This window comes from Pseudomonas sp. NPDC089918 (assembly GCF_050280605.1).
Classification (GTDB): Bacteria; Pseudomonadota; Gammaproteobacteria; order Pseudomonadales; family Pseudomonadaceae; genus Aquipseudomonas.
Map to the genome: position 1 here is coordinate 39,099 of NZ_JBNNVP010000015.1, position 22,618 is coordinate 61,716.

Consider the following 22,618-nt stretch of genomic DNA (forward strand, 5'->3'; position numbering starts at 1 on the left):
AATGCAAAAAATCACGTTGATCGGCTGTACCCTCGGCCTGCTGCTCGGCAGCCAGGTCCAGGCCAATGAAGCGGCGCTGACCGGCACGCTGAACAAGGTCGCCAATGCCAAGAGCATCACGCTGGGCTATCGCGATGCGTCGGTGCCGTTCTCTTACGTGGGTGATCACACGGGGCAGCCGATGGGCTATTCGGTGGACCTGGCGAGCAAGATTGTCGAGCGCATCAAGCAAAAACTCGAGCTTCCGGATCTGCAGGTGAAGTACAACCTGGTGACCTCGCAAACGCGTATTCCACTGGTGCAGAACGGCACGGTCGACCTTGAATGCGGCTCTACTGGCGTGACCGCCGAGCGCATGCAGCAAGTGGCGTTTTCCTATGGGTTCATCTACGTGAAAGGGCAACTGCTCACGGCGAAGGACAGCGGCATCAAAAGCTTCGCCGACCTGCGCGGCAAGAACGTCGTGACCACCGCCGGCACCACCAATGAGCGTTTTCTGAAGAGCTACAACGTCGATCACAAGATCGACATGTTCGTGATCAGCGCCAAGGACCACGGCGAAGCCTTCCAGATGCTGCAGTCGGGGCGGGCGGCGGCGTTCTATATGGACGATGCGTTGCTTTACGGTGAACGGGCCAAGGCCCGCGATCCGCATAAATGGGTCGTGGTGGGCGAGGAGCAGTCGCGGGAAATCTACAGCTGCATGGTGCGCAAGGGCGATCCGCAATTTCTCGAGTTGGTGAACTCGACGCTTGCCGATTTGTATAGCTCAGGGGAAATCAATGGCATCTACAACCGCTGGTTCCAGCAGCCAATTCCGCCTAAAGGTTTGAACCTTGAATTTCCGATGACCAGCGAGTTGAAAGCGATCATTGCGAAGCCGGTGAGTGATCCGGTGCAGTAGTTCCTGAAAGATCGTTCCCACGCTCTGCGTGGGAATGCCTCTACGGACGCTCCGCGCTCGGCTTTTGATGGGCCGCGGAGCGTCCCGGGCTGCATTCCCACGCGGAGCGTGGGAACGATCAAACCTAAAAATCGCCCCACAACTGCTGAGCCACCGCCAACGCCACCACCGGCGCGGTTTCGGTACGCAATACGCGAGGGCCGAGGCGGGCGGCGTGAAAGCCACCAGCCTTGGCCTGCTCGACTTCAGCGTCGGACAACCCGCCTTCCGGGCCGATCAGAAACGCCAGTGTTGCCGGTTTCGCATGGCTCACCAGCGGCTCGGCCACCGGGTGCAGCACCAGTTTCAATTCGGCTTCCGTCTGCTTCAGCCAATCAGCCAACAACAGCGGTGGATGAATCACTGGCACCCGTGAACGCCCGCACTGCTCGCAAGCGCTGATCGCCACCTGACGCCAATGCATCAGGCGTTTGTCGGCGCGCTCGTCCTTGAGGCGGACTTCGCAGCGGTCGGTGAAGATCGGGGTGATTTCGCTGACGCCCAGTTCGGTGGCTTTCTGAATCGCCCAGTCCATCCGCTCGCCACGGGACAAGCCCTGGCCGAGATGGACCGCAAGCGACGACTCGACCTGCCCGGCGAAGCTTTCATCGATTTGCACCACGACGCGCTTCTTGCCGACTTCCGCCAGCGTGCCGCGAAACTCATGGCCCGAGCCATCGAACAATTGCACCGCATCACCCTCGGCCATGCGCAGCACGCGGCTGATGTAATGCGCCTGGGCCTCGGGAAGCTCGTGTTCGCCGGTGCTCAAGGGGGCGTCGATAAAGAAGCGGGACAGTCTCATCAATGGTCTCTGTAATTCGTCTGAACTGATCGTTCCCACGCTCTGCGTGGGAATGCCTCACCGGACGCTCCGCGTCCGCTTTTGGGACGCAGAGCGTCCCCGGCTGCATTCCCACGCAGAGCGTGGGAACGAGAGAAACTAGCCCGGATCACGGTAACCCGGATGAAAGTCCTTCGGCACCGCCACGCTGATGCTGTCGCGGGTGGCGATGTCGATGCCTTCACTGGCCACCTCGGCCAGAAAATCGATCTGCTCCGGGGTAATCACGTACGGCGGCAGGAAATACACCACGCTGCCCAGCGGCCGCAGCAAGGCACCTCGCTCCAGCGCATGCTGGAACACTTTCAAACCACGACGTTCCTGCCACGGATAAGCTTCCTTGGTGGCCTTGTCCTTGACCATCTCGATGGCCAGGACCATGCCGGTCTGGCGCACTTCGGCAACGTTCGGGTGATCGGCCAGGTGCGCGGTGGAGGAGGCCATGCGTTGAGCCAGAATCTTGTTGTTCTCGATGACGTTGTCTTCTTCGAAGATATCCAGCGTCGCCAATGCCGCCGCGCACGCCAGGGGATTGCCGGTGTAGCTGTGAGAGTGCAGGAAGGCGCGCAGGGTCGGGTAGTCGTCGTAGAAGGCGCTGTAGACCTCATCGGTGGTCAGCACCGCCGCCAACGGCAGGTAACCACCGGTCAGGGCCTTGGACAGGCAGAGGAAATCCGGGCGGATGCCGGCCTGTTCGCAGGCGAACATCGTTCCGGTGCGACCGAAGCCGACGGCGATTTCATCGTGGATCAGGTGAACGCCATAACGATCACAGGCGTCGCGCAGCAACTTCAGGTACACCGGGTGGTACATGCGCATGCCGCCTGCGCCCTGAATCAGCGGCTCCAGAATCACGGCGGCCACGGTGTCGTGATTTTCGGCCAGGGTCTGCTCCATGGCGGCGAACATGTTGCGCGAGTGTTCTTCCCAGCTCATGCCCTCGGGGCGCAGGTAGCAGTCGGGGCTCGGCACCTTGATGGTGTCCATCAGCAGGGCTTTGTAGGTTTCGGTGAACAGCGGCACGTCGCCCACCGCCATCGCCGCCATGGTCTCGCCGTGGTAGCCATTGGTCAGGGTGACGAAGCGCTTCTTGTTCGGCTGGCCGCGGTTGAGCCAGTAGTGAAAGCTCATTTTCAGCGCGACTTCGATGCACGACGAACCGTTATCGGCGTAGAAGCACCGGGTCAGGCCTTCGGGCGTCATCTTTACCAGGCGCTCGGACAGTTCGATCACCGGTTGATGGCTGAAACCGGCGAGGATCACGTGTTCCAGTTGATCGACCTGATCCTTGATGCGCTGGTTGATCCGCGGGTTGGCGTGGCCGAACACGTTGACCCACCAGGAGCTGACCGCGTCGAGGTAGCGTTTGCCTTCGAAGTCTTCCAGCCAGACGCCTTCACCGCGCTTGATCGGGATCAGCGGCAGCTGTTCGTGGTCTTTCATCTGGGTGCAGGGATGCCACAACACCGCGAGATCGCGTTCCATCCACTGTTTATTCAGGCCCATTTTCTGTCTCCTCGAGGCTACCCGTGACGTAGGCGGGTAAACAATCGCGCAAGCCTATGCAATGCGCGTCATCGGGACAACCCATTGTGTCGATTGAGCTACTTTGTATAGGACGATAGACGTTGCTGGCGGCGTTTTGATGGCTGACGTATTCTTCGCGGTTCTTTGAGTCGTCTGACTCGTAAAACCGCTATTTCCTCGTGTATTTCCGGAGTTCGCTGAATGTCTGCTGGTTGGCTGCGCGCCTGTGCGCTGGTGATGTTGGGGCTGTTCAGCGTTTCGGCGCTGGCCAAGGATAAAACGGTGATCGTGGTCGGCGGCGGGCTTTCGGGCCTCACCGCGGCGTACGAGCTGCAGAACAAAGGCTGGCAGGTCACCCTGCTGGAAGCCAAACCGACGTTGGGCGGTCGCTCCGGCATGGCCACCAGTGAGTGGATCGGCAACGACAAGACCCAACCGGTGCTGAACAAGTACGTCTCGACGTTCAAGCTGACCACCACGCCAGCCCCTGAATTCGTGCGGACTCCGAGCTACCTGATCGACGGTGAATATTTCACCGCCGCCGATCTGGCGACTAAACAGCCGGCCACCAGCGACGCGCTGAAACGCTACGAAAAGACTCTGGATGATCTGGCGCGTTCGATCGAAGACCCGCAGAACCCGGCCGCCAACAGCACACTGTTCGCACTGGACCAGATCAACGTGTCCAACTGGCTCGATCGCTTGAATCTGCCAGCCACTGCGCGTCAGTTGGTGAATCAGCAGATTCGTACCCGCTATGACGAACCTTCGCGCCTGTCGCTGCTGTACTTCGCACAACAGAGCCGCGTCTACCGTGGCGTTGCCGACCGTGACCTGCGCGCCTCGCGTCTGCCCGGTGGCAGCCCGGTGCTGGCCCAGGCCTTCGTCAAACAACTGAAAACCATCAAGACCAGCTCGCCGGTTTCGGCCATTACTCAAGACAAGGACGGCGTGACCGTGAAGGTCGGCAGTGTTGGCTATCAGGCGGACTACGTTGTGCTGGCCGTGCCATTGCGGGCACTGAACAAGATCCAGATGACCCCGGCGCTGGATGCCCAGCACATGGGCGCCATCAAAGGCACCAACTACGGCTGGCGTGACCAGATCATGCTGAAGTTCAAGACGCCAGTGTGGGAAAGCAAGGCGCGCATGTCCGGCGAGATCTACAGCAACACCGGCCTGGGCATGTTGTGGGTCGAGCCGGCCCTGAAAGGCGGCGCCAATGTGGTGATCAACCTGTCCGGCGACAATGCGCGCGTGATGCAGGCCTTCGGCGACAAGCAGATGGTTGATCAGGTACTGATTCGCCTGCATGCGTTTTATCCACAGGCACGCGGTTCGTTCACCGGTTATGAAATCCGTCGCTACAGCACCGATCCGTCGATGGGTGGCGCTTACCTGGCCTTCGGCCCGGGCCAGATCAGCAAGTACTGGCGCCTGTGGGAGCGTCCGCTGCAACGTGTAGCCTTTGCCGGCGAACACACCGACGCCTTGTACCCAGGCACTCTGGAAGGCGCATTGCGCACCGGCCAGCGTGCAGCCAGTCAGGTAGAAGACCTGGCGGCAGGCAAATCGTTTGAGCCGGCGAAAGTTGTTCCGGCGGCGACCGCAGCAGCGGCAGGTGCAGTGGCGGCGAAGAAAGGCAACTTCTTCACCAACCTGTTCGGTGGTTCTGACGACAAACCGGAACCGGCCAAGGCGCCAGCACCCGCGGCACCGGTTGCTCCGGCACCCGCGCCAGTACCTGCGCCGACTCCAGCGCCAGCACCGGTTGAGGCGCCGAAACCTGCGGCACCGGTGAAAGCAGAGCCTGCCAGGAAAGCGCCGGCCAAAGCGCCAGTGAAAAAGCCTGCGGCCAAAACCGAGTCCAAAAAAGCCCCGGTCAAGGCGACGGTGAAAAAGACTGAGCCGGTGAAGAAGCCAGCGGTCAATACTGCTGCGAAGACCCCAGTGACGACTGAAACCAAGACGCAGTAAGTTCTGGAATCAAAAAAAGCGCGGCAGTGATGCCGCGCTTTTTTTATGTCTTGCGTATGTCGCTGCTGATTTTTCTTTGACGCTAAGCTAGATCGACACTATGGACTTCGTCGCTTTGGTAGTCGCTGACATAGGCATGGTTATGTTGATCAAGAACCATGTCATACGGTTCGGAAGCACCAGGGATGGGCACCCGGCGAACAATTTCATACGTGGCGGTATTAATTTCCACGACCTCTTTTTTGATTTGATCAACGGCATAAGCGTTTTTTTCGCCGAACACTATTTTCCCTTCGCAAGTCACAAAATCGAAATGCCTGGTGGTCGATAACTTAGGGTCCAGTACGGTCAGTTTTTGAGCGTCCAGACACACGATATACACTTCTTTGTCGTCGGGACTGACGGTAACTGCTGACGGATACCTTTCGGTTCTGATGATATCGAGGACTTTGAAAGTCTTGCTGCTGATGATCGTTAGTGCGTCCTGATAAGGGCCATCAGGAGAGTTCGTGCTGGAAATGTAAAGACGCGAATCGTCCTGGCTGATATCCACACTTATAGAGGGAGAGGGCAATCCTCTCACTCTGCTCACCGCATAAGTGCGGGTGTCGATAATGGCCAGCCACTCTTTATTTTGTCGAACGGTCACGTAAACATGCTTGCCGTCTCGGCTCACGACGATTCCCCGAGGATATTTTCCCACCGTGACGTTACCCACCGCATAGGTTTCAGTATCAATAACCGAAACCGAACTTGACCCGTAGTTGGTCACATAAGCTCTTTTCCCTCCATGGGCAAGGACGATGTTTTGGGGGTAATGCTCGACGGCGATGGTGTGGATTACCTTTCTGTTCCGGGTGTTGATCACTGACACGTTGCCTGAAATGTAATTGCAAACAAAAACCCGTGATCCATCGTTGTTGATGGCTATCCCTCGTGGCCCTGCCCCTACGGGTATCGAATTGGATAGGTTGCGCGTAGTCGCGGGGGATGAACTCGAATGGTGACTCATGGTAGAACTCCTGTTCAGACGCTCGGACAAACGCCCGAGATCAGGTTCATCAATGACCTGCAATGTTGGCTACTGTCAGATATGACAGTTCTGACGAGTGGTAAAGGCTTTTTTTAAGTGGGAATGGGGACGGCATTTGTAGGTTTTTTCGTTCGGTTAACACTCTCTTAACATCTCGGCCGCAAGGTCTTGATCGTATTTCTCGATATTTCAGAGCGAAATTTTCCGCTTTAAATCGATAGATAACTCGATAGTCTTGGGCGCAGTTCTTACAGGATTTGGGCAATGCAACTACGTAACTCTTCTTCCCGCTACGGTTGGATCAGCATCTCCGTGCATTGGGGTGTGGCGCTCGCGGTCTATGGTCTGTTCGCGTTGGGGTTGTGGATGGTGGGTCTCGACTACTACAGCTCTTGGCGCAAAGATGCGCCGGATCTGCACAAGAGCATTGGCCTGCTGTTGTTCGCGGTCATGTTGCTGCGGGTGTTGTGGCGCTTCATCAGTCCGCCGCCGCCGGCCCTGCAAAGTTATAGCCGCATGACGCGTCTTGGTGCCGTGTTCGGCCATGCCTTCCTCTATCTCGGATTGTTCGCTGTGATGATTGCCGGTTACCTGATTTCCACCGCAGACGGTGTCGGGATCCCGGTGTTTGGCCTGTTTGAAGTGCCTGCACTGGTTTCCGGACTACCGGACCAGGCAGACACCGCTGGTGTGATCCATTTGTACCTGGCCTGGGCGCTGGTAATTTTTTCCGGCCTTCATGCGTTGGCAGCATTGAAACACCACTTTATCGATCGTGATGCGACCCTGACACGAATGCTGGGTCGCAAAGCCTGATGTTCAACCTCGACTCCAAAGGAATAGAAAGCATGTTGAAAAAGACGCTCGCCGCCCTGGCAATCGGTTCTGCTCTGCTGTCCGCTAACGTAATGGCGGCCGATTATGTTGTCGACAAAGAAGGCCAGCACGCCTTCGTTGATTTCAAAATCAGCCACCTGGGTTACAGCTACATCACCGGTACCTTCAAGGACATCGACGGCAAGTTCAGCTTCGACGCCGCCAAGCCTGAAGACAGCAAGATCGAGTTCAATGTGCGCACCGCCAGCGTGTTCACTAACCACGCCGAACGCGACAAGCACATCTCCAGCGGTGACTTCCTGAACGTGGGCAAATTCGCCGACGCCAAGTTCGTTTCCACCAGCGTCAAATCCACCGGCAAAAACGCCGCTGGCAAAGACACTGCCGACGTAACCGGTAACCTGACCTTGCTGGGTGTGACCAAGCCAATCGTGGTCAAAGCCACCTTCCTGGGTGAAGGCAAGGATCCATGGGGCGGCTACCGTGCCGGCTTCGAAGGCACCACCAGCATCAAGCGCTCCGATTTCGGCAAGCAGAAAGACCTGGGCCCAGCGTCCGACGCAGTCGAGCTGTACATTACGTTTGAAGGTGTGAAAGCGAAGTGAAATTCGCTGCTTGAACAAAAACGCCCCTGATCTCGCGATCCGGGGCGTTTTTTATTGGCGGGCAAAATCTGTACAGGCACCGCAAATCCAATGTGGGAGCGGGCTTGCTCGCGAATGCGATCGAGCATTCAGCATTAATGTCAACTGAACCACCGCCTTCGCGAGCAAGCCCGCTCCCACAGGGGGCTTCGCCAGCATAAAAAAATGCCCCGGATCGTGAGATCCGGGGCATTTTTCATATCAGCGATAAATCAGCGATTGCGGGTCAGCAAGGCTGGTTTTTCGCCGCGTGGACGGCCTGGCAGTTGATCCAGTTGCTCAGGTGTCGGGAAGCGATCGCTTTTCGACTCCTTGTGAATGATCTTCGGTGCCGGGCCCCGCGGGTTCTGCACGGCCGGTTCCGAACGAGGCTGCTCGTCACGGGCCGGGCGGCGGTTGCGGGACTCTTCGCGACGGGCCTGGCCATCACGTGGAGCGCCGTTGCGTGGGCCGCTGCGCTTGGCTGGCGGCGTGCCGGTGGTTGCGCCGCTGCTGCTGCGCGGACCATTTTGGCGACCTTGTGGCTGACCGGTGCGCGGAGCACCTGCGCCTTGTGCCGGAGCGCCCGGACGGCGGCCACGGCCCTGAGCAGGTTTGGCTTGAGGCACGTAATCGACGCGGTTACCGAAGTTATCGACATCGTCGTCCAGGAACTCGTCCGGAGCACGGTCAGCGGCGGCACGAGGTGCCGGACGCTGTTGCTCACGGGCCGGGGTGCCTTCGCGAGGCTTGTGTTCACGGGCGGGGCGATCGCCACGGCCAGTGGCAGCAGGCTTTTCCTTGCCGCCCTTGTCCTTGCCTTTGTCTTTACGACCGCCACCACCACCGCTGCCGTTCGGACCATCGCCGCGCGGGCCACGTGGGTTGCGCGGATTACGCACATCCGGACGCTCGCGAACTTCAGGTTTCTCGGCTTCCACAGCGCTGGAGTCGAAGCCCATCAGGTTGCCGTCGGCAATCTTCTGCTTGGTCATGCGCTCGATGCTTTTGAGCAGCTTTTCTTCGTCCGGAGCGACCAGCGAGATCGCCTCGCCCGAACGACCGGCACGGCCGGTACGGCCGATACGGTGCACGTAATCTTCGTCGACGTTCGGCAGTTCGAAGTTGACCACGTGGGGCAACTGGTCGATGTCCAGGCCGCGAGCGGCGATGTCGGTGGCGACCAGGATGCGCACTTCACCGGCCTTGAAGTCGGCCAGGGCTTTGGTGCGGGCGTTCTGGCTCTTGTTACCGTGGATGGCGACGGCGGTGAGGCCGTGTTTGTCCAGGTACTCGGCCAGGCGGTTGGCGCCGTGCTTGGTGCGGGTGAACACCAGCACCTGTTCCCAGGCGCCAGCGGTGATCAGGTGCGCCAGCAGCGAACGCTTGTGGTTGGCTGGCAGACGGAATACGCGCTGTTCGATCCGCTCGACCGTGGTGTTCGGCGGCGTGACTTCGATGCGTTCCGGGTTGTGCAGCAGCTTGCCGGCAAGGTCGGTGATGTCTTTGGAGAACGTCGCCGAGAACAGCAGGTTCTGGCGTTTGCTCGGCAGGCGGGCGAGGACCTTTTTCACGTCATGGACAAAGCCCATGTCGAGCATGCGGTCGGCTTCGTCCAGCACGAGGATTTCCACGTGGGACAAATCGACGCTGCCTTGGCCGGCGAGGTCGAGCAGGCGACCGGGGCAGGCCACCAGCACGTCGACACCGCGGGACATGGCCTGAACCTGTGGGTTCATGCCGACGCCGCCGAAGATGCAGGCGCTGACGAACTTCAGGTCACGGGCATAGACCTTGAAGCTCTCGTGCACCTGGGCCGCGAGTTCGCGGGTTGGGGTCAGGACCAGTACGCGCGGTTGGCGCGGGCCGTGACGCTGGGATTTGTCCGGGTGACCGTTGGGGAACAACCGCTCCAGAATCGGGAGGGCGAAACCACCGGTTTTACCAGTACCTGTCTGTGCCGCAACCATCAGGTCGCGACCTTGCAACACGGCGGGAATGGCCCGCTGTTGCACCGGAGTAGGCTCGGTATAGCCCGCTGCCTCGATGGCGCGGACTAAAGCCTCGGAGAGACCGAGGGAAGCAAAGGACATGAGTAATCCTGTTTTAGTTAGGGCTTGGCCCAATGGGAGTCTTGCCTGGCGCGAATCGCGTTTAAGAGGACGCAATCCCGTCCGGTCCTGCTGGGCCTCGAAGGCTCGTCTGGAGCGCTCGCGCGGGCTGAAAAGCTGCGCTGTAGCGGGATCGAGATGCCTTGAACAAGTCCGAGCGTCCGGGCGTGAGCCTGGCGGGAAGGCCGGAGTATAACAGAGCAATCACTGCGCGCCGCTTTCCTGCTGCTCAACGGTTTTTCCGCCGGTTGCGGTGGCGCTGGCGGCCCGTGCTTCGGGGGCCGGGCCGGCGCCATAGCGGGCGCTCAGTTCGGCGTAGGCCGGCTCGCGCTTGAAGCGTTTGAGCTCGGCACCGAAACGCTGCACCAACAAATCCATCCCGGCATTGCGGCGTACCGCCAGAAACTGGCTTTGCTGGCTGATGATGATCGGGTTCTCGGTGATTTTGTCGCGGATGTTCAGTTGATCGAGCAAATGCTGGCCAACCCGGCGATCAGTGATCAGCAGGTCGATGCGGCCGCGCACCAGTTTGCCGAAGTTGGCTTCATGGGTGGGTGCCGGCTCTTGGGTGAACAGCGTCGATTCGCTGAAGTCCTTGCTGTACAGGTAGCCCGGCGAGGTGCCGATGGTCAGGCCTTTAAGATCGTCCAGGGTGCGAAACGGATAGGGTCGCTCGTTGGCATAGAACATTACGAATTCGACTTGCGAGAGCGGTTCGCTGGGGTAGAGCAGGGTCGCGTCGCGTTCAGCGCTGTGGAAGATATCCAGCACGCCATCTGCCTGGCCTTGCTCAAGCATCGACAGGCAGCGTTTCCATGGCAGGAACTGCCATTCCACGTCGATTCCGAGGCGTTTGAAGACAATGGCGGTGGTTTCATAGTCAAGCCCCAAAGACTTGCCGTTTTCCTCATACACGTAAGGTGCCCAGGGTTCGGTGACAATACGCAACTTCTCGCCCCGAGCAGTGAGGCTCAGGCAAGTGAACAGAAGCATGGTCAGTAACTGAGCGATCAAAGGCATGGGGTTGAGATTACGACGAGAAATCATAAAGAGCCAGAAACCGGATCCAGATGCTCTGGTTCAGGGTATGGCTGCACAATAAAGGGGCGCCGGAAAGCAAAAGATCGCAGCCTTCGGCATTTCCTACAGGGGATACGTACCTCTGTAGGAGCTGCCGAAGGCTGCGATCTTTTGATCTTGCTTTAACGACGATTAACGCGGCAACTTCAGGTTGTTCCACACCGCCAGACTCGGCTCAGCCTGGTTCAGCGTGTAGAAATGCAGCCCTGGAGCGCCACCTTGCAGCAGGCGTTCGCACATCTGGGTGATGACTTGCTCGCCAAAGCCTTGAATGCTTTGGGTGTCGTCGCCGTAGGCTTCCAGTTGCTTGCGGATCCAGCGCGGGATTTCCGCACCGCAAGCGTCGGAAAAACGCGCCAGCTTGCTGTAGTTGGTGATCGGCATGATCCCCGGCACGATCGGGATGTTCACACCCTTGGCCCGTACACGCTCGACGAAGTAGAAATAACTGTCGGCGTTGAAGAAGTACTGGGTGATCGCACTGTTGGCGCCGGCGTTAGCCTTGCGCACGAAGTTGTTGAGATCGTCTTCAAAGTTGCGCGCTTGCGGATGCATCTCCGGGTAAGCGGCGACTTCGATGTGGAAATGATCGCCGGTTTCTTCACGAATGAATTCAACCAGGTCATTGGCGTGACGCATCTCGCCGCTGGCCATGCCCATGCCCGAGGGCAGGTCACCGCGAAGCGCAACGATACGCTTGATGCCGGCTGCCTTGTACTGGCTCAGCAGGCCGCGCAGGTCGTCCTTGCTATCGCCCACGCAAGACAAATGCGGCGCGGCAGGGACTTTGACTTCGCTTTCAAGCTGCAACACGGTGTTGAGGGTGCGATCACGGGTCGAACCGCCAGCGCCGTAGGTGCAGGAGAAGAAGTCGGGGTTGTAGGACGCCAGATGACGAGCAGTGGCGATCAGTTTTTCATGCCCAGCATCGGTCTTCGTCGGGAAGAACTCGAAACTGTAGCGACGGTCTTGGGACATGGTCATATCCTTGGAAGCACGTAAGCCGGACGCTTGCACATCCCAATGTGGGAGCGGGCTTGCTCGCGAAAGCGGTGGGTCAGACGACATTAATGTTGAATGTTAAACCGCCTTCGCGAGCAAGCCCGCTCCCACAAGGGAGAGCAGGCAGCAGGACCAATCAGTAGCGGTAAGCGTGCGGCTTGAACGGGCCTTCGACGGTCACGCCGATGTAGTCAGCCTGTTGCTTGGTCAGTTGAGTGACCACGCCACCGAAACCGCGGACCATTTCCAGGGCCACTTCTTCGTCGAGTTTCTTCGGCAGTACTTCAACGGTCAGACGCTCGGCTTTCTGGGCTGGCGACAGGTCGGCGTACTTCTGGCCGAACAGGAAGATCTGCGCCAGAACCTGGTTGGCGAACGAGCCGTCCATGATGCGGCTTGGGTGGCCAGTGGCGTTGCCCAGGTTAACCAGACGGCCTTCGGCCAGCAGGATCAGGTAGTCGTCGTTCTGAGCGTCGAAAGCGCCAGGACCGGTACGGTGAACCTTGTGAACCTGTGGCTTCACTTCTTCCCATGCCCAGTTCTTGCGCATGAAAGCGGTGTCGATTTCGTTATCGAAGTGACCGATGTTGCAGACCACAGCGCGCTTCTTCAGGGCTTTGAGCATGTTTGCGTCGCAAACATTGACGTTGCCGGTGGTGGTCACGATCAGGTCGATCTTGCCCAGCAGCGCTTTGTCGATGCTGGCTTCGGTACCGTTGTTGATACCGTCGATGAACGGCGAAACCAGTTCGAAACCGTCCATGCAGGCTTGCATGGCGCAGATCGGGTCGACTTCGGACACTTTGACGATCATGCCTTCCTGACGCAGGGACTGGGCCGAGCCCTTGCCCACATCACCGTAACCGATGACCAGCGCTTGCTTGCCGGACAGCAGGTGGTCGGTGCCGCGCTTGATCGCATCGTTCAGGCTGTGACGGCAGCCGTACTTGTTGTCGTTCTTGCTCTTGGTCACCGAGTCGTTGACGTTGATGGCCGGGATTTTCAGCTCGCCCTTGGCCAGCATGTCCAGCAGACGGTGAACGCCGGTGGTGGTTTCTTCAGTGACGCCGTGGACGCGGTCCAGGATCGCCGGGTATTTCTTGTGCAGCAGCTCGGTCAGGTCGCCGCCGTCGTCGAGGATCATGTTGGCATCCCAAGGCGCGCCATCTTTCAGGATGGTTTGCTCCAGGCACCACTCGTACTCTTCTTCAGTCTCGCCTTTCCAGGCGAAAACCGGGATACCGGCAGCAGCGATAGCGGCAGCGGCCTGGTCTTGAGTCGAGAAAATGTTGCAGGACGACCAACGCACTTCGGCACCCAGGGCAACCAGGGTTTCGATCAGCACGGCAGTCTGAATGGTCATGTGGATGCAGCCGAGAATCTTCGCGCCTTTGAGCGGCTGCTCGGCGGAGTACTTGCGGCGCAGACCCATCAGGGCTGGCATTTCGGATTCGGCGATGATGGTTTCGCGACGGCCCCAGGCAGCCAGGGACATGTCGGCAACTTTGTAATCGTTAAAATCTACAGGCGTGATAACAGCGCTCATGATGAGCCTCCATTCGTAATGTATGCGAATGGGCGCCGTTGTGCGTTTAGTGTCTGGCCGTGGCCAGTCAACGCCCCATCCGAGCCTGACAGGTCGAACCTGCTGCAGCGCCCCTCGGACAGGTGGCGGGAAAACGGTAGCAAGTGAACATTACCGTTTTGAAACGGGGGCGATTATAGCGGGCTATGCTGATCTTCCAAAGCGTTTCTGTTGGTCAATGTCCGAACGGTAATCGAGACCATAGTCGATGCTTGATAGAGCTCTAGTCCGGGCTCTGCCATGATGGCCGGCATCAATCGGCAAGACGGTCAGGAGTGAGTATGAATTTCCACACCCGCAAATGGGTAAAACCCGAAGACCTCAACCCCAACGGCACGCTGTTCGGCGGCAGCCTGTTGCGCTGGATCGACGAAGAAGCAGCGATCTATGCCATCGTCCAGTTGGGCAATCAGCGTGTGGTCACCAAATACATTTCCGAAATCAACTTCGTCAGTGCCTCGCGCCAGGGCGACATCATCGAACTGGGCATCACCGCCACCGAATTCGGTCGCACCTCGATCACGCTGACTTGCGAAGTGCGCAATAAGATCACCCGCAAGAGCATCCTGACGGTAGAGAAAATGGTTTTCGTGAACCTGGGCGAAGACGGCCTGCCCGCGCCGCACGGCCGGACCGAGATCAGGTACGTCAAAGACCAGTTCAAGGATGATGTGATCGGCGAGTGATTGCCGCTCTGTGGCGAGGGAGCTTGCTCCCGCTCGGCTGCGAAGCAGTCGTAAGCCGACAGTGAAGTCTGTCTGAAAGAACCCGATGGCAGATTTTAGGGCCGCTTCGCGCCCCGACGGGAGCAAGCTCCCTCGCCACAGGGTTTGCTTCGTTTCGCCGGGTAGTGAACAGCCCCGAACCCCACGTGTCGTAATTAAACGATCCACCACTGGTTCAGGAGTTTTATGGACACGCCCCAAGACGGCAAAACCCCGGACCTCTCGGCGCAAGAACAGCGCGAGGTCGACAAGAACCAGCCACCGCGCGCGGCGGTGCTGCACGAAATCATTCGCACCCAAGGTGATAAGGAACTCGAGCGTAGCGTTGCTGCGCTGTGGTGGTCGGCCCTGGCTGCGGGCTTGACCATGGGCTTGTCGCTGATGGGCATGGGGCTGCTCAACTCGCGGCTGCCGGACGGCGAAGGCTTCAAGGTGATCGCCAGTTTCGGTTACTGCGCAGGTTTTCTCGCAGTGATTCTCGCCCGCCAGCAACTCTTCACCGAGAACACCCTGACGGCCGTACTGCCGATCATGAGCAAGCCTACGCTGGGTAATTTCGGTCGGTTGCTTCGGCTGTGGTCGGTCGTGCTGGTGGGTAACCTCTGCGGCACTTTGCTGGTGGCGTATGTGATGCTGCACCTGCCGATTTTCGACACCAAGACCGATCTGGCCTTCCTCGACATCGGGCGCAAGGTCATGGAGAACGACGCGAGCAAAATGTTCGCTAAAGGCATCATCTCCGGCTGGATGATCGCCACCATGGTCTGGATGATCCCGTCCATGGAAAGCGCCAAGATGTGGATCATCATCCTCATCACCTATTTCATGGCGCTGGGAGATTTCACCCACATCGTAGTTGGATCGGTCGAGGTCTCGTATCTGGTGTTTGCCGGCGAGTTGCCCTGGAAGGATTTCTGGCTGGTGTTCGCAGGACCCACGCTGGTGGGGAACATCATCGGCGGCAGTTTTATCTTCGCACTGATCAGTCACGCGCAGATTCGCAGTGAAAGCGGACCGCCGAAGAAGAGCACGGATCAAACGCCGGAGCCACGCAAACCTAAAGAGGAGTGAAGTGAGGTGCACCGCGTAAGCTTCATCGCGAGCAGGCTCGCTCCCACCGGGAAATACGCTGTCCAAGTGGGAGCGAGCCTGCTCGCGATAGCGGTTTGCGCAACAATGCAGTCAATCAGCCAGACACATTGACCGTGACAGCACTGCGGCGCTGCAGGTAGATGAAGAAAAGCGCCGTCAGTACCGTCAACCCACTGACAAATGCGCCGGTCCACGGCAAGTCCGCCAGGTCCGCGCCACTGGCTACAACCAGCCCGCCAATCCACGCACCGGCTGCGTTGCCGAGATTGAATGCGCTTTGATTCAACGTCGACCCGAGGTTCGGCGCTTCATGAGCCTGATCGATGATCAGCAATTGCAGGATCGGGCACAGTGCAAACGCGAAGATGCCCCACAACACCAGCGTGATCGCCGCCGGGATCACTGAGTGACTGGTCTGACTGAAAGCGGCCAGCACGACAACCACAGCCAGTGCCATACCTACCAGAGAAGGCAACAAGCGACTGTCCGCCAACCGGCCGCCAAGCATGCTGCCCGCCGTCAGACCGACCCCGAACAACAGCAACATGATCGTCACGCCATGCGGGCTGACACCGGTGATGTCTTGCAGGATCGGCGCGATATAGGTGAACACGCTGAACAGACTGGTGGACGCCAGCACGCTCATGCCCAGCGCCAGCAGCACGTTGACCTTGCCCAGCACTTTGAACTCGCTGGCCAGGTTGGCCTTGTCCATGGGGATTTCCTTGGGCAGCCAGACCCACTGTGCGATGGCCGCAATCACACCAATCACCGACACGGCCCAAAACGTCGAGCGCCAGCCAGCGTATTGCCCCAGCGCGGTGCCCAATGGAACGCCCAGCACGTTGGCCAGTGTCAGGCCGGTGAACATCATGGCAATCGCCTGGGCTCGTTTGTTCGGTGCCACCAAACCGGCAGCGACCACCGAGCCGATGCCGAAGAACGCACCATGGCACAGCGCGGTGATCACCCGCGCGGCCATCAACGTGGCGTAGTTCGGCGCCAGGGCGCAGAGGATATTGCCGAGAATGAACATCAGCGTCATGCCCAGCAATGTGGCTTTGCGCGGCATGTTGGCGGTGCCGACCGCGAGGATCGGCGCACCGAACACCACGCCCAGGGCGTAACCGGTGATGAGCAGCCCCGCGTGAGGAATGCTCACGGCGAGGTCGCGGGCGACATCGGGCAGCAAGCCCATGATGACGAATTCGGTGGTGCCGATGCCGAAGGCGGCAACGGCCAGTGCAAGCAAGGCGAGTGGCATGCGCAAGGTCTCTGTCGGTAGTCTTGACGCTTTGATCAGGCATACGCAGGCCGACGACCGTTCTCGGTGAGAGCGGGCAGAGGCAGGAATTATTGGAATTAGTGTGTGCGCAACTGAGTGCGGCGTGGTCGCTTGCAGTATAAACAGCTGCGGACATATGGCGAATCAATTCTCTGCCCCCGCTCTTGTAGGCGCTGCCGAAGGCTGCGATCTTTTGATCCTGAAAATCAAAATCAAAAGATCGCAGCCTTCGGCAGCTCCTACGGGGTGGGTGGGGGGGAAATAAGGAGTGTGCCGTGCTTGCGACGGTTCTGGTGTTGGTGGCGGCGCTGTTGCACGCGGCGTGGAATACTCTGATCAAATTCAGCGCGGAGCGGCTGTTGGTGGTGGCCTGCATGGACAGCGTGGCGCTGCTGTTTGTCGCCCTGATGCTGCCCTTCGTGGCGCTGCCGCCACTGGAAATGTGGCCGTGGATTCTCGCGTCGGCGGCATTCGAGTTGCTCTATCGCTACCTGTTGATCCAGGCCTATCGGGTCGGCGATCTCGGTCTTGTCTATCCGTTGATGCGTGGCCTGTCACCGCTGGTGGTGCTGGCACTGACGCTGATCTTCGCCGGGGAAGTGCTGACGGCTCAGCAGATCTTCGGCATTTTGCTGATCCCGTTCGGCATGTTGTGCCTGCTCTGGCAGGGCGGTGGCGGGGTGCGTCTGCCGTGGTCAATGCTGCCGGTGGTGGCACTGATCGGGTTGTGCATCGGTTGCTACACCTTCATCGATGGCCAGGCCTTGCGACGCTGGTCCCATCCGCTGGACTACCTGGTTTGGGTCACATTGCTCAGTGCCTGGCCGTTCCCGTTGCTGGCGCTGGTGCGCAAGCGCCCGGCGTTCATGCTGTTCTGGCGCGAGCAGTGGCGGTTGGGCTTGGCGGTCGGGTTTTGCGTACTGTTCAGCTACGCTCTGGTGCTGTGGGCGATGCAGCTCGGCTCGATTGCTGAAGCCGCGGCGCTGCGCGAAATCAGTGTGATTCTGGTGGTGCTGTTTGGGATGCGCTATCTGAAAGAACCTTTCGGCAAGCCCCGGCTCTTAGCCTGTGGGCTGGTGCTGATCGGCATGTTGGTGATGAAGTTTTAGTCACCCCTGATGGAATTCGATTTTCTATAACTTGAAGAAGGGACTGCGTTATGACGGTTGCTCTGTGGTGCATTTTGATTGCGATCTGCTTGCCATATCTATGCACAGGCGTCGCCAAGTTCAGCGGCGGCAAGTTCGGGCTTAAACAGAATCACGACCCGCGGGCGTTTCTGGATTCGCTTGAAGGGGTGGCCAGGCGTGCGCATTCGGCGCAGTTGAACAGCTTCGAAGTGACACCGGCGTTTGCTGCAGCGGTAATCGTCGCGCACCTGGCCGGTAATGCCGATCTGGTGACGATCAATGTGCTGGCGGTGCTGTTTATCACCAGTCGGCTGCTCTACATCATTTGCTATCTGGCGGACTGGGCGATTCTGCGGTCGTTGGTGTGGGCCATTGGAATGGGGTTGATTGTCAGTTTCTTTGTGGTGTCGGTTTAAAGGCAAGACCAAAAGATCGCAGCCTTTGGCCGCTCCTACAGGGATCGATGTTCGTCCGCGATATTGCAGCGCACGCGGTCAATGTAGAAGCTGGCGAAACCTGCGATCTTTTGCTTTTAAAGTGTGTCTGCAACCTGCGGCACTTGCGGCAACGCCGCCCCCTTAGGCCAAAGCATCCAGATTTGCCCCTGTTGTTTCATGTCGCCGGCCAATTGCCCGGCCGCCTCCCCCGTGCCCCAGAACAGGTCCGCGCGGACCTCGCCGGCAATCGCGCCGCCAGTATCTTGCGCGGCCACCGGACGTACCAGTGCGCTGCCATCCGGGCGTGTGGTCGATAACCACAACAGGCTGCCGAGTGGAATCACCTTGCGGTCCACCGCCGCGCTATAACCTGCGGTCAGCGGGACATTCAGCGAGCCGCGCGGTCCTTCGTTGCTGTCGGGGTTGCGGGTAAAGAACACGTAGCTGGGGTTGCTGCCGAGCAGTTCGGGAATGCGCGCAGGATTCGCCTTGGCCCAGGTGCTGATAGCGCCCATGGTCACGTCTTCTTTCTTCAGCTCACCTTGGTCCACCAGCCAGCGACCGATGGGGCGATACGGGTGGCCGTTCTGATCGGCGTAACCGACGCGCAACTGACGACCGTCATCAAGCTGGATGCGACCCGAGCCCTGGATTTGCAGGAACTGCAGGTTCATCGGGTCGGTCAGCCAGGCAATCACCGGTGCCTTCACGCCTCTGGTTTCAATGGTTGCCGCATCGTCGTATGGCTTGAGCACGCGACCTTCGAGTCGTCCGCGCAGGCGTTTGCCTTTGAGTTCCGGATAGATACTGTCCAGAGAGACGATGATCATGTCCTCGGGTACACCGTACACCGGGATGTTGGCTTCCTCGGTCTGGGTCAGGCTGCCGGGGTACACCGGTTCGTAGTAACCGGTAATCAGACCGTTGGGGTTGTCATTGGCGGCACGCAGGCCATAGACGTCCAGGTTCTGTTTGAGGAAACCGCGGATGTCATTGGCGGTTGGCTGCACATTGGCGGAAGCCGCACAGGTGCCGCCCCAGACCGGATCGGCCTTGAGCCGGATGCAGGCGCTGCGCCACGAGCCGAAGCCGGCGACGAGGTCGTTGTCGGACACTGCCGGAAGCGCTTCCCAGGTGGCGCTGGAGTAGGTTGCCAGTGCGTGGGTTTTCGGTTTGCTGCTGTCGCCGCCGGTGCAACCTGCCAGCACGGCCACCATCGGAAGGGTCCAGGCCAGATTGTGACGCCATGCCTTGAAACGGCTGTTCATGGAGTAATTCCTTTGTCGGTTGCCTGAGTGCTCCATGCGCTCAAACAACCCGTATTGATAATAGGGCTATTGGTCTTTGCCGGTGACGCGAGGATACTGGCCGCCGTTTCCAGTGACCTGAAGCCACCATGATTCTTAAAAGACTTTCCGTTGTATTGCTGGCCTGTCTGACCTTGTCCGCCTGCGGTGGTGTCGACCCGAACTCGCCGCTGGGTCAGCGCAAGGCGATCTTCAAGCAGATGCTCAAGACCGGCGAAGACCTGGGCGGCATGTTGCGTGGGCGTATTCCGTTCGATGGCCCGAAATTCGTCGACGGCGCGGTGAAGCTTGACGCGTTGTCCCATGAGCCGTGGAAACATTTCCCGCAGGTGCGCGAAGAGGATCACACCAGCGCCAAGGACGATGTCTGGCAGAAGCAGGCACGTTTCCAGGAGCTGGCCCGCACCCTTGAAGGCGCCACCGGTGAGCTGGTGATTGTCAGCAAGGTTCAGCCCTACAAGGTCAGCAACCTGGGGCCGGCGGTGCAGAAAGTCGAAGATGCCTGCAGTGCCTGCCATAAAGAGTTTCGGGATCATTGATTTGCAGCGCTTTCCCGTGGCGAGGGGGCTTGCCCCCGTTCGACTGCGTAGCAGTCGCAATCCAGCCAATGCAATCTGACAGATTGATTGCGGTTGCCATTTTGGGGGTGCTTCGCAACCCAACGGGGGCAAGCCCCCTCGCCACAAAAGCCCCTTGTTCAAGCCGGACTACTTATCCAGCTCATCCAGTGCTTCCTGCAACTCCTTGCGTGATTGAGCCAGTTTGTCTTTGCGCTTGTTGATCTTCTCGGCGTCGCCTTTTTTCATCGCCTTCTCGAGGTCGGCCTGACGCGTGCTGACTTCGTGCTTGGCGTCGAGCACCTTGTTTTCCCGTTCCTTCTTCAAGGAAGCGTCGGTGCAATGGGCAGTGACTTCGTTCAGGGCGGTTTCCAGGCCAGCCTGTTGATCGGCGTTGCCGCGGGACTTGGCCTGTTCGATCTGGTTGATGATGCCTTGTTTTTTGGCGGCGCAGCCGGTCAGGCCCGGGGCATCTTCGTCGGCCATCAATGGAGCGGCCATCACGCTGCACAGGGTCAACACGGCAAGCGGTGAAAGAAGTTTCATAAAAGCTCCAGGTGAAAAATTCGATATAGCGATGGGCTGTTTGAGCGCATCGGCACCTTTGGGTTCCCGGCTCTCAGGCAGGGCTGGCGTCTAGAAACCGTCAATCCCGGCAACACGTAATGTCTCACTCAAGGCCAGGACCTGCGGGTCGCGGAAAAATGCGCTCAATTGCGCTGCGCGCCCCGGGCCGATGCCGGCTTCGGCCTGCCATTGTTCGGTGTTTCGTTGTGCCAGCGCCTGCCATGAGTCGGCGAGGCGTGCCTGGCCAGTCGGCGGCAAACCCAGGGCTTTGAGCCAGCGAGCGAATGGGCGTTGCCGGGCGCTGTTGAAACTGTCCAAAAGGCGAGCACTGCTGCGCTCACCGAAGCCGTCAATCTTAGCAAGCTCTTGCTCATCAAGGGTCAACCAATCGACCAAGCTGTCGAGGCGTTCGGCCTTGAGGAGTTTCTCCCAGGTGCCCGGCCCGACATGAGGCAAGGCCAGCCCCTGTTTGCCACTGAGCCAGCTCAGACGTGCAAGGAATTGGCTTTCGCATCCGGGTGTGGGCTGCCAGCAGCTTAAAGAATGAAAATCTGCCGCAAGCGGTACGTTCAATTCCGGGCGTTCGGTGCTGTGCAGGACGACACCATCGAGCCTGGGGATGGTCAGCCCCGCCAGGCTGATGGCGACCTGATCGCCCGGGCGAATATCCAGCGCTTCCCAGCGTTGCAGAGAACTGACACTGACGCGCCTGATCTGCCGGTCATCGAGCATCACCGGTTTCAGATCCAGCACCGGTGTGATCCGGCCGGTTCGTCCAATCTTGAAGTGGACCTTGCGCACCTCGGCCAGCGCCTGGGCAAAGGGGTATTTCCAGGCGACGCTCCAGTAAGGCGTTTTCGCCTGCCAGCGCTCGGCCGGTGGGCGCTGGTCCTGGCGCAGTACGACCCCATCGCTGGCAAAGGGCAGGGGCGAGCGATACCAGTGCTCGCGCCAGCGTTCGGCATCGGCAAATGCCTCGATCGGCTGACTGTAGGGTGCCGTACTCGGGAACCCCAACTTGTCCAGAGCTGCCACCCGGTCGGGCAGGTTTTTCGGGCCTTGCGGCCAGTCCCAGACAAACAAACCGATACCGGCGGCCTGCTCGGAGCTCAGCGCCTTGCGTGCCATCAACCCGGCCACCGTGGCGCGGGCATTGAGGCTGCCGGCCTCGGCTTGTACGTGTTCGGTCAGGCGCCAATAGAGTTCGCCTTGCAGCAGCAAGTCCAGCGACTGCGAAAGTTTTTGAGGGATGGCGGCGATCTGGCGTGCCGAGGCAGTCCAGTCCTGGCCGTTTACCCCGTCCCCCCGACTGATCGCCCGGTGCAACCAGCCATTGCGATAAATCAACGTCACCGCCACACCGTCAACCTTGGGCTGAATCCACACCTCGCCCCGATCCTTCAGCCAGGCTTCGACGGCGCGCCCATCGCGCAGTTTTTCCAGGCCGGTGTGGGCGATGGGGTGAGCAACCGTGCCGCCGGCCGTACGCAATGGTTGGGTGGCGGGGCCTGAATCAAAACACTCGCGCCATTCGGTCAGTCGCGCACGGGACTGATCATAGAGTTCATCGGCGATCAGCGACTGGCCTTCACGATGGTAGCTGTCGTCCCAACGATCGATTTGCAGTTGCAGGGTGGTGATTTCTTCCTGCGCGCGGGCCGGTGGCCAGTCGGGGCATTCGGCGGCATTGGCGGTCTGGCTGGCGAAGGTCAGCAGGAAAGCGAAAAACAGGCGCAGGTTGGGCAGCATCGAGAGCGTCCTTGCTCGTTGGGATGCTTGAAGGCTAGATCAGTACTGATAGGCGCGAAGGGTGGTTTTTTTGCTGAGTGTTTCTGGCATGAGACAGAGGTGACTGGGCTGGCCTCTTCGCGAGCAAGCCCGCTCCCACATGGGATCTCCTGTGTACACAGATGCGGTGAACGACCGAGTTCAAATGTGGGAGCGGGCTTGCTCGCG

Annotated in this window: 20 protein-coding genes and 1 riboswitch; of the genes, 9 read left to right on the top strand and 11 right to left on the bottom strand. The window is 59.4% G+C overall.

Going from position 1 to position 22,618, the window contains the following annotated elements; all coding sequences use genetic code 11:
- Position 1 precedes the first annotated feature (1 nt).
- Positions 2-904 (top strand): transporter substrate-binding domain-containing protein, encoded by a 903-nt coding sequence (locus ACQKPC_RS13090; RefSeq protein ID WP_427624984.1) that lies wholly within the window; start codon positions 2-4, stop codon positions 902-904.
- Positions 905-1,028: 124 nt separating this feature from the next.
- On the opposite strand, the gene ACQKPC_RS13095 is transcribed toward ACQKPC_RS13090, so the two are convergent.
- Together ACQKPC_RS13095 and ACQKPC_RS13100 are read right to left on the bottom strand one after the other, a co-directional pair.
- Positions 1,029-1,748 carry a 16S rRNA (uracil(1498)-N(3))-methyltransferase gene (locus tag ACQKPC_RS13095; protein ID WP_427624985.1) on the bottom strand — a complete coding sequence of 240 codons (720 nt, stop codon included), beginning with the start codon at positions 1,746-1,748 and terminating at the stop codon, positions 1,029-1,031.
- A 138-nt stretch (positions 1,749-1,886) separates the two neighbouring features.
- Positions 1,887-3,293, bottom strand: coding sequence for an adenosylmethionine--8-amino-7-oxononanoate transaminase (locus tag ACQKPC_RS13100; protein WP_427624986.1), 1,407 nt, complete (start codon positions 3,291-3,293; stop codon positions 1,887-1,889).
- 222 nt (positions 3,294-3,515) lie between these two features.
- Here ACQKPC_RS13100 and ACQKPC_RS13105 point away from each other — a divergent pair, with 222 nt between their 5' ends.
- Positions 3,516-5,291, top strand: a complete 1,776-nt coding sequence (locus tag ACQKPC_RS13105; protein ID WP_427624988.1) for an FAD-dependent oxidoreductase — start codon at positions 3,516-3,518, stop codon at positions 5,289-5,291.
- Positions 5,292-5,373: 82 nt separating this feature from the next.
- On the opposite strand, the gene ACQKPC_RS13110 is transcribed toward ACQKPC_RS13105, so the two are convergent.
- Positions 5,374-6,303 (bottom strand): YncE family protein, encoded by a 930-nt coding sequence (locus ACQKPC_RS13110; RefSeq protein WP_427624990.1) that lies wholly within the window; start codon positions 6,301-6,303, stop codon positions 5,374-5,376.
- Between the two features lie 285 nt (positions 6,304-6,588).
- Here ACQKPC_RS13110 and ACQKPC_RS13115 point away from each other — a divergent pair, with 285 nt between their 5' ends.
- Positions 6,589-7,140 carry a cytochrome b gene (locus tag ACQKPC_RS13115; RefSeq protein WP_427624992.1) on the top strand — a complete coding sequence of 184 codons (552 nt, stop codon included), beginning with the start codon at positions 6,589-6,591 and terminating at the stop codon, positions 7,138-7,140.
- Positions 7,141-7,172: 32 nt separating this feature from the next.
- Entirely contained in the window at positions 7,173-7,766 is a 594-nt protein-coding gene (locus ACQKPC_RS13120) for a YceI family protein (RefSeq protein WP_063342279.1), read from the top strand.
- Positions 7,767-8,017: 251 nt separating this feature from the next.
- Here the strand turns inward: ACQKPC_RS13120 and ACQKPC_RS13125 are convergent, their stop codons facing one another.
- From ACQKPC_RS13125 to ahcY, 4 genes are all read right to left on the bottom strand, one after another.
- Positions 8,018-9,877: a DEAD/DEAH box helicase gene (locus tag ACQKPC_RS13125; protein WP_063342280.1), complete on the bottom strand. Its 1,860-nt coding sequence runs from the start codon at positions 9,875-9,877 to the stop codon at positions 8,018-8,020.
- Positions 9,878-10,099: 222 nt separating this feature from the next.
- Positions 10,100-10,915: a substrate-binding periplasmic protein gene (locus ACQKPC_RS13130; RefSeq protein ID WP_427625056.1), complete on the bottom strand. Its 816-nt coding sequence runs from the start codon at positions 10,913-10,915 to the stop codon at positions 10,100-10,102.
- 192 nt (positions 10,916-11,107) lie between these two features.
- A complete protein-coding gene (gene metF, locus ACQKPC_RS13135; RefSeq protein WP_427624995.1) occupies positions 11,108-11,953 on the bottom strand; it encodes a methylenetetrahydrofolate reductase [NAD(P)H] in 846 nt (281 codons plus the stop codon).
- 160 nt (positions 11,954-12,113) lie between these two features.
- A complete protein-coding gene (gene ahcY / locus ACQKPC_RS13140) occupies positions 12,114-13,523 on the bottom strand; it encodes an adenosylhomocysteinase (protein ID WP_007898042.1) in 1,410 nt (469 codons plus the stop codon).
- A 23-nt stretch (positions 13,524-13,546) separates the two neighbouring features.
- Positions 13,547-13,645: riboswitch (S-adenosyl-L-homocysteine riboswitch) on the bottom strand.
- A gap of 198 nt (positions 13,646-13,843) precedes the next feature.
- On the opposite strand from ahcY, the gene ACQKPC_RS13145 reads away from it, so the two are divergent.
- Positions 13,844-14,248, top strand: coding sequence for an acyl-CoA thioesterase (locus ACQKPC_RS13145; RefSeq protein WP_030130199.1), 405 nt, complete (start codon positions 13,844-13,846; stop codon positions 14,246-14,248).
- A gap of 225 nt (positions 14,249-14,473) precedes the next feature.
- Entirely contained in the window at positions 14,474-15,358 is an 885-nt protein-coding gene (locus ACQKPC_RS13150) for a formate/nitrite transporter family protein (RefSeq protein WP_427624996.1), read from the top strand.
- Positions 15,359-15,473: 115 nt separating this feature from the next.
- Here the strand turns inward: ACQKPC_RS13150 and ACQKPC_RS13155 are convergent, their stop codons facing one another.
- Positions 15,474-16,643 (bottom strand): MFS transporter, encoded by a 1,170-nt coding sequence (locus ACQKPC_RS13155; protein ID WP_427624997.1) that lies wholly within the window; start codon positions 16,641-16,643, stop codon positions 15,474-15,476.
- A gap of 296 nt (positions 16,644-16,939) precedes the next feature.
- Between ACQKPC_RS13155 and ACQKPC_RS13160 the strand changes: the two genes are divergently transcribed.
- On the top strand, positions 16,940-17,773 hold the full coding sequence (locus ACQKPC_RS13160) for an EamA family transporter (RefSeq protein ID WP_427624998.1): 834 nt from the start codon (positions 16,940-16,942) through the stop codon (positions 17,771-17,773).
- A gap of 50 nt (positions 17,774-17,823) precedes the next feature.
- Positions 17,824-18,210: an MAPEG family protein gene (locus tag ACQKPC_RS13165; RefSeq protein ID WP_095052557.1), complete on the top strand. Its 387-nt coding sequence runs from the start codon at positions 17,824-17,826 to the stop codon at positions 18,208-18,210.
- 116 nt (positions 18,211-18,326) lie between these two features.
- Here ACQKPC_RS13165 and mltA read toward each other — a convergent pair whose 3' ends face one another.
- Complete coding sequence (gene mltA / locus ACQKPC_RS13170) at positions 18,327-19,499, bottom strand: murein transglycosylase A (protein ID WP_427625000.1); 1,173 nt, start codon at positions 19,497-19,499, stop codon at positions 18,327-18,329.
- Between the two features lie 128 nt (positions 19,500-19,627).
- On the opposite strand from mltA, the gene ACQKPC_RS13175 reads away from it, so the two are divergent.
- Positions 19,628-20,077, top strand: a complete 450-nt coding sequence (locus ACQKPC_RS13175) for a c-type cytochrome (RefSeq protein ID WP_427625001.1) — start codon at positions 19,628-19,630, stop codon at positions 20,075-20,077.
- Positions 20,078-20,245: 168 nt separating this feature from the next.
- Here the strand turns inward: ACQKPC_RS13175 and ACQKPC_RS13180 are convergent, their stop codons facing one another.
- Both ACQKPC_RS13180 and ligB read right to left on the bottom strand, forming a co-directional pair.
- The gene (locus ACQKPC_RS13180; RefSeq protein ID WP_427625002.1) at positions 20,246-20,641 is read right to left on the bottom strand and encodes a DUF1090 domain-containing protein; all 396 of its coding nucleotides are present in this window, start codon (positions 20,639-20,641) and stop codon (positions 20,246-20,248) included.
- A 90-nt stretch (positions 20,642-20,731) separates the two neighbouring features.
- Positions 20,732-22,411, bottom strand: a complete 1,680-nt coding sequence (ligB, locus tag ACQKPC_RS13185; RefSeq protein WP_427625003.1) for an NAD-dependent DNA ligase LigB — start codon at positions 22,409-22,411, stop codon at positions 20,732-20,734.
- Positions 22,412-22,618: the final 207 nt, after the last annotated feature.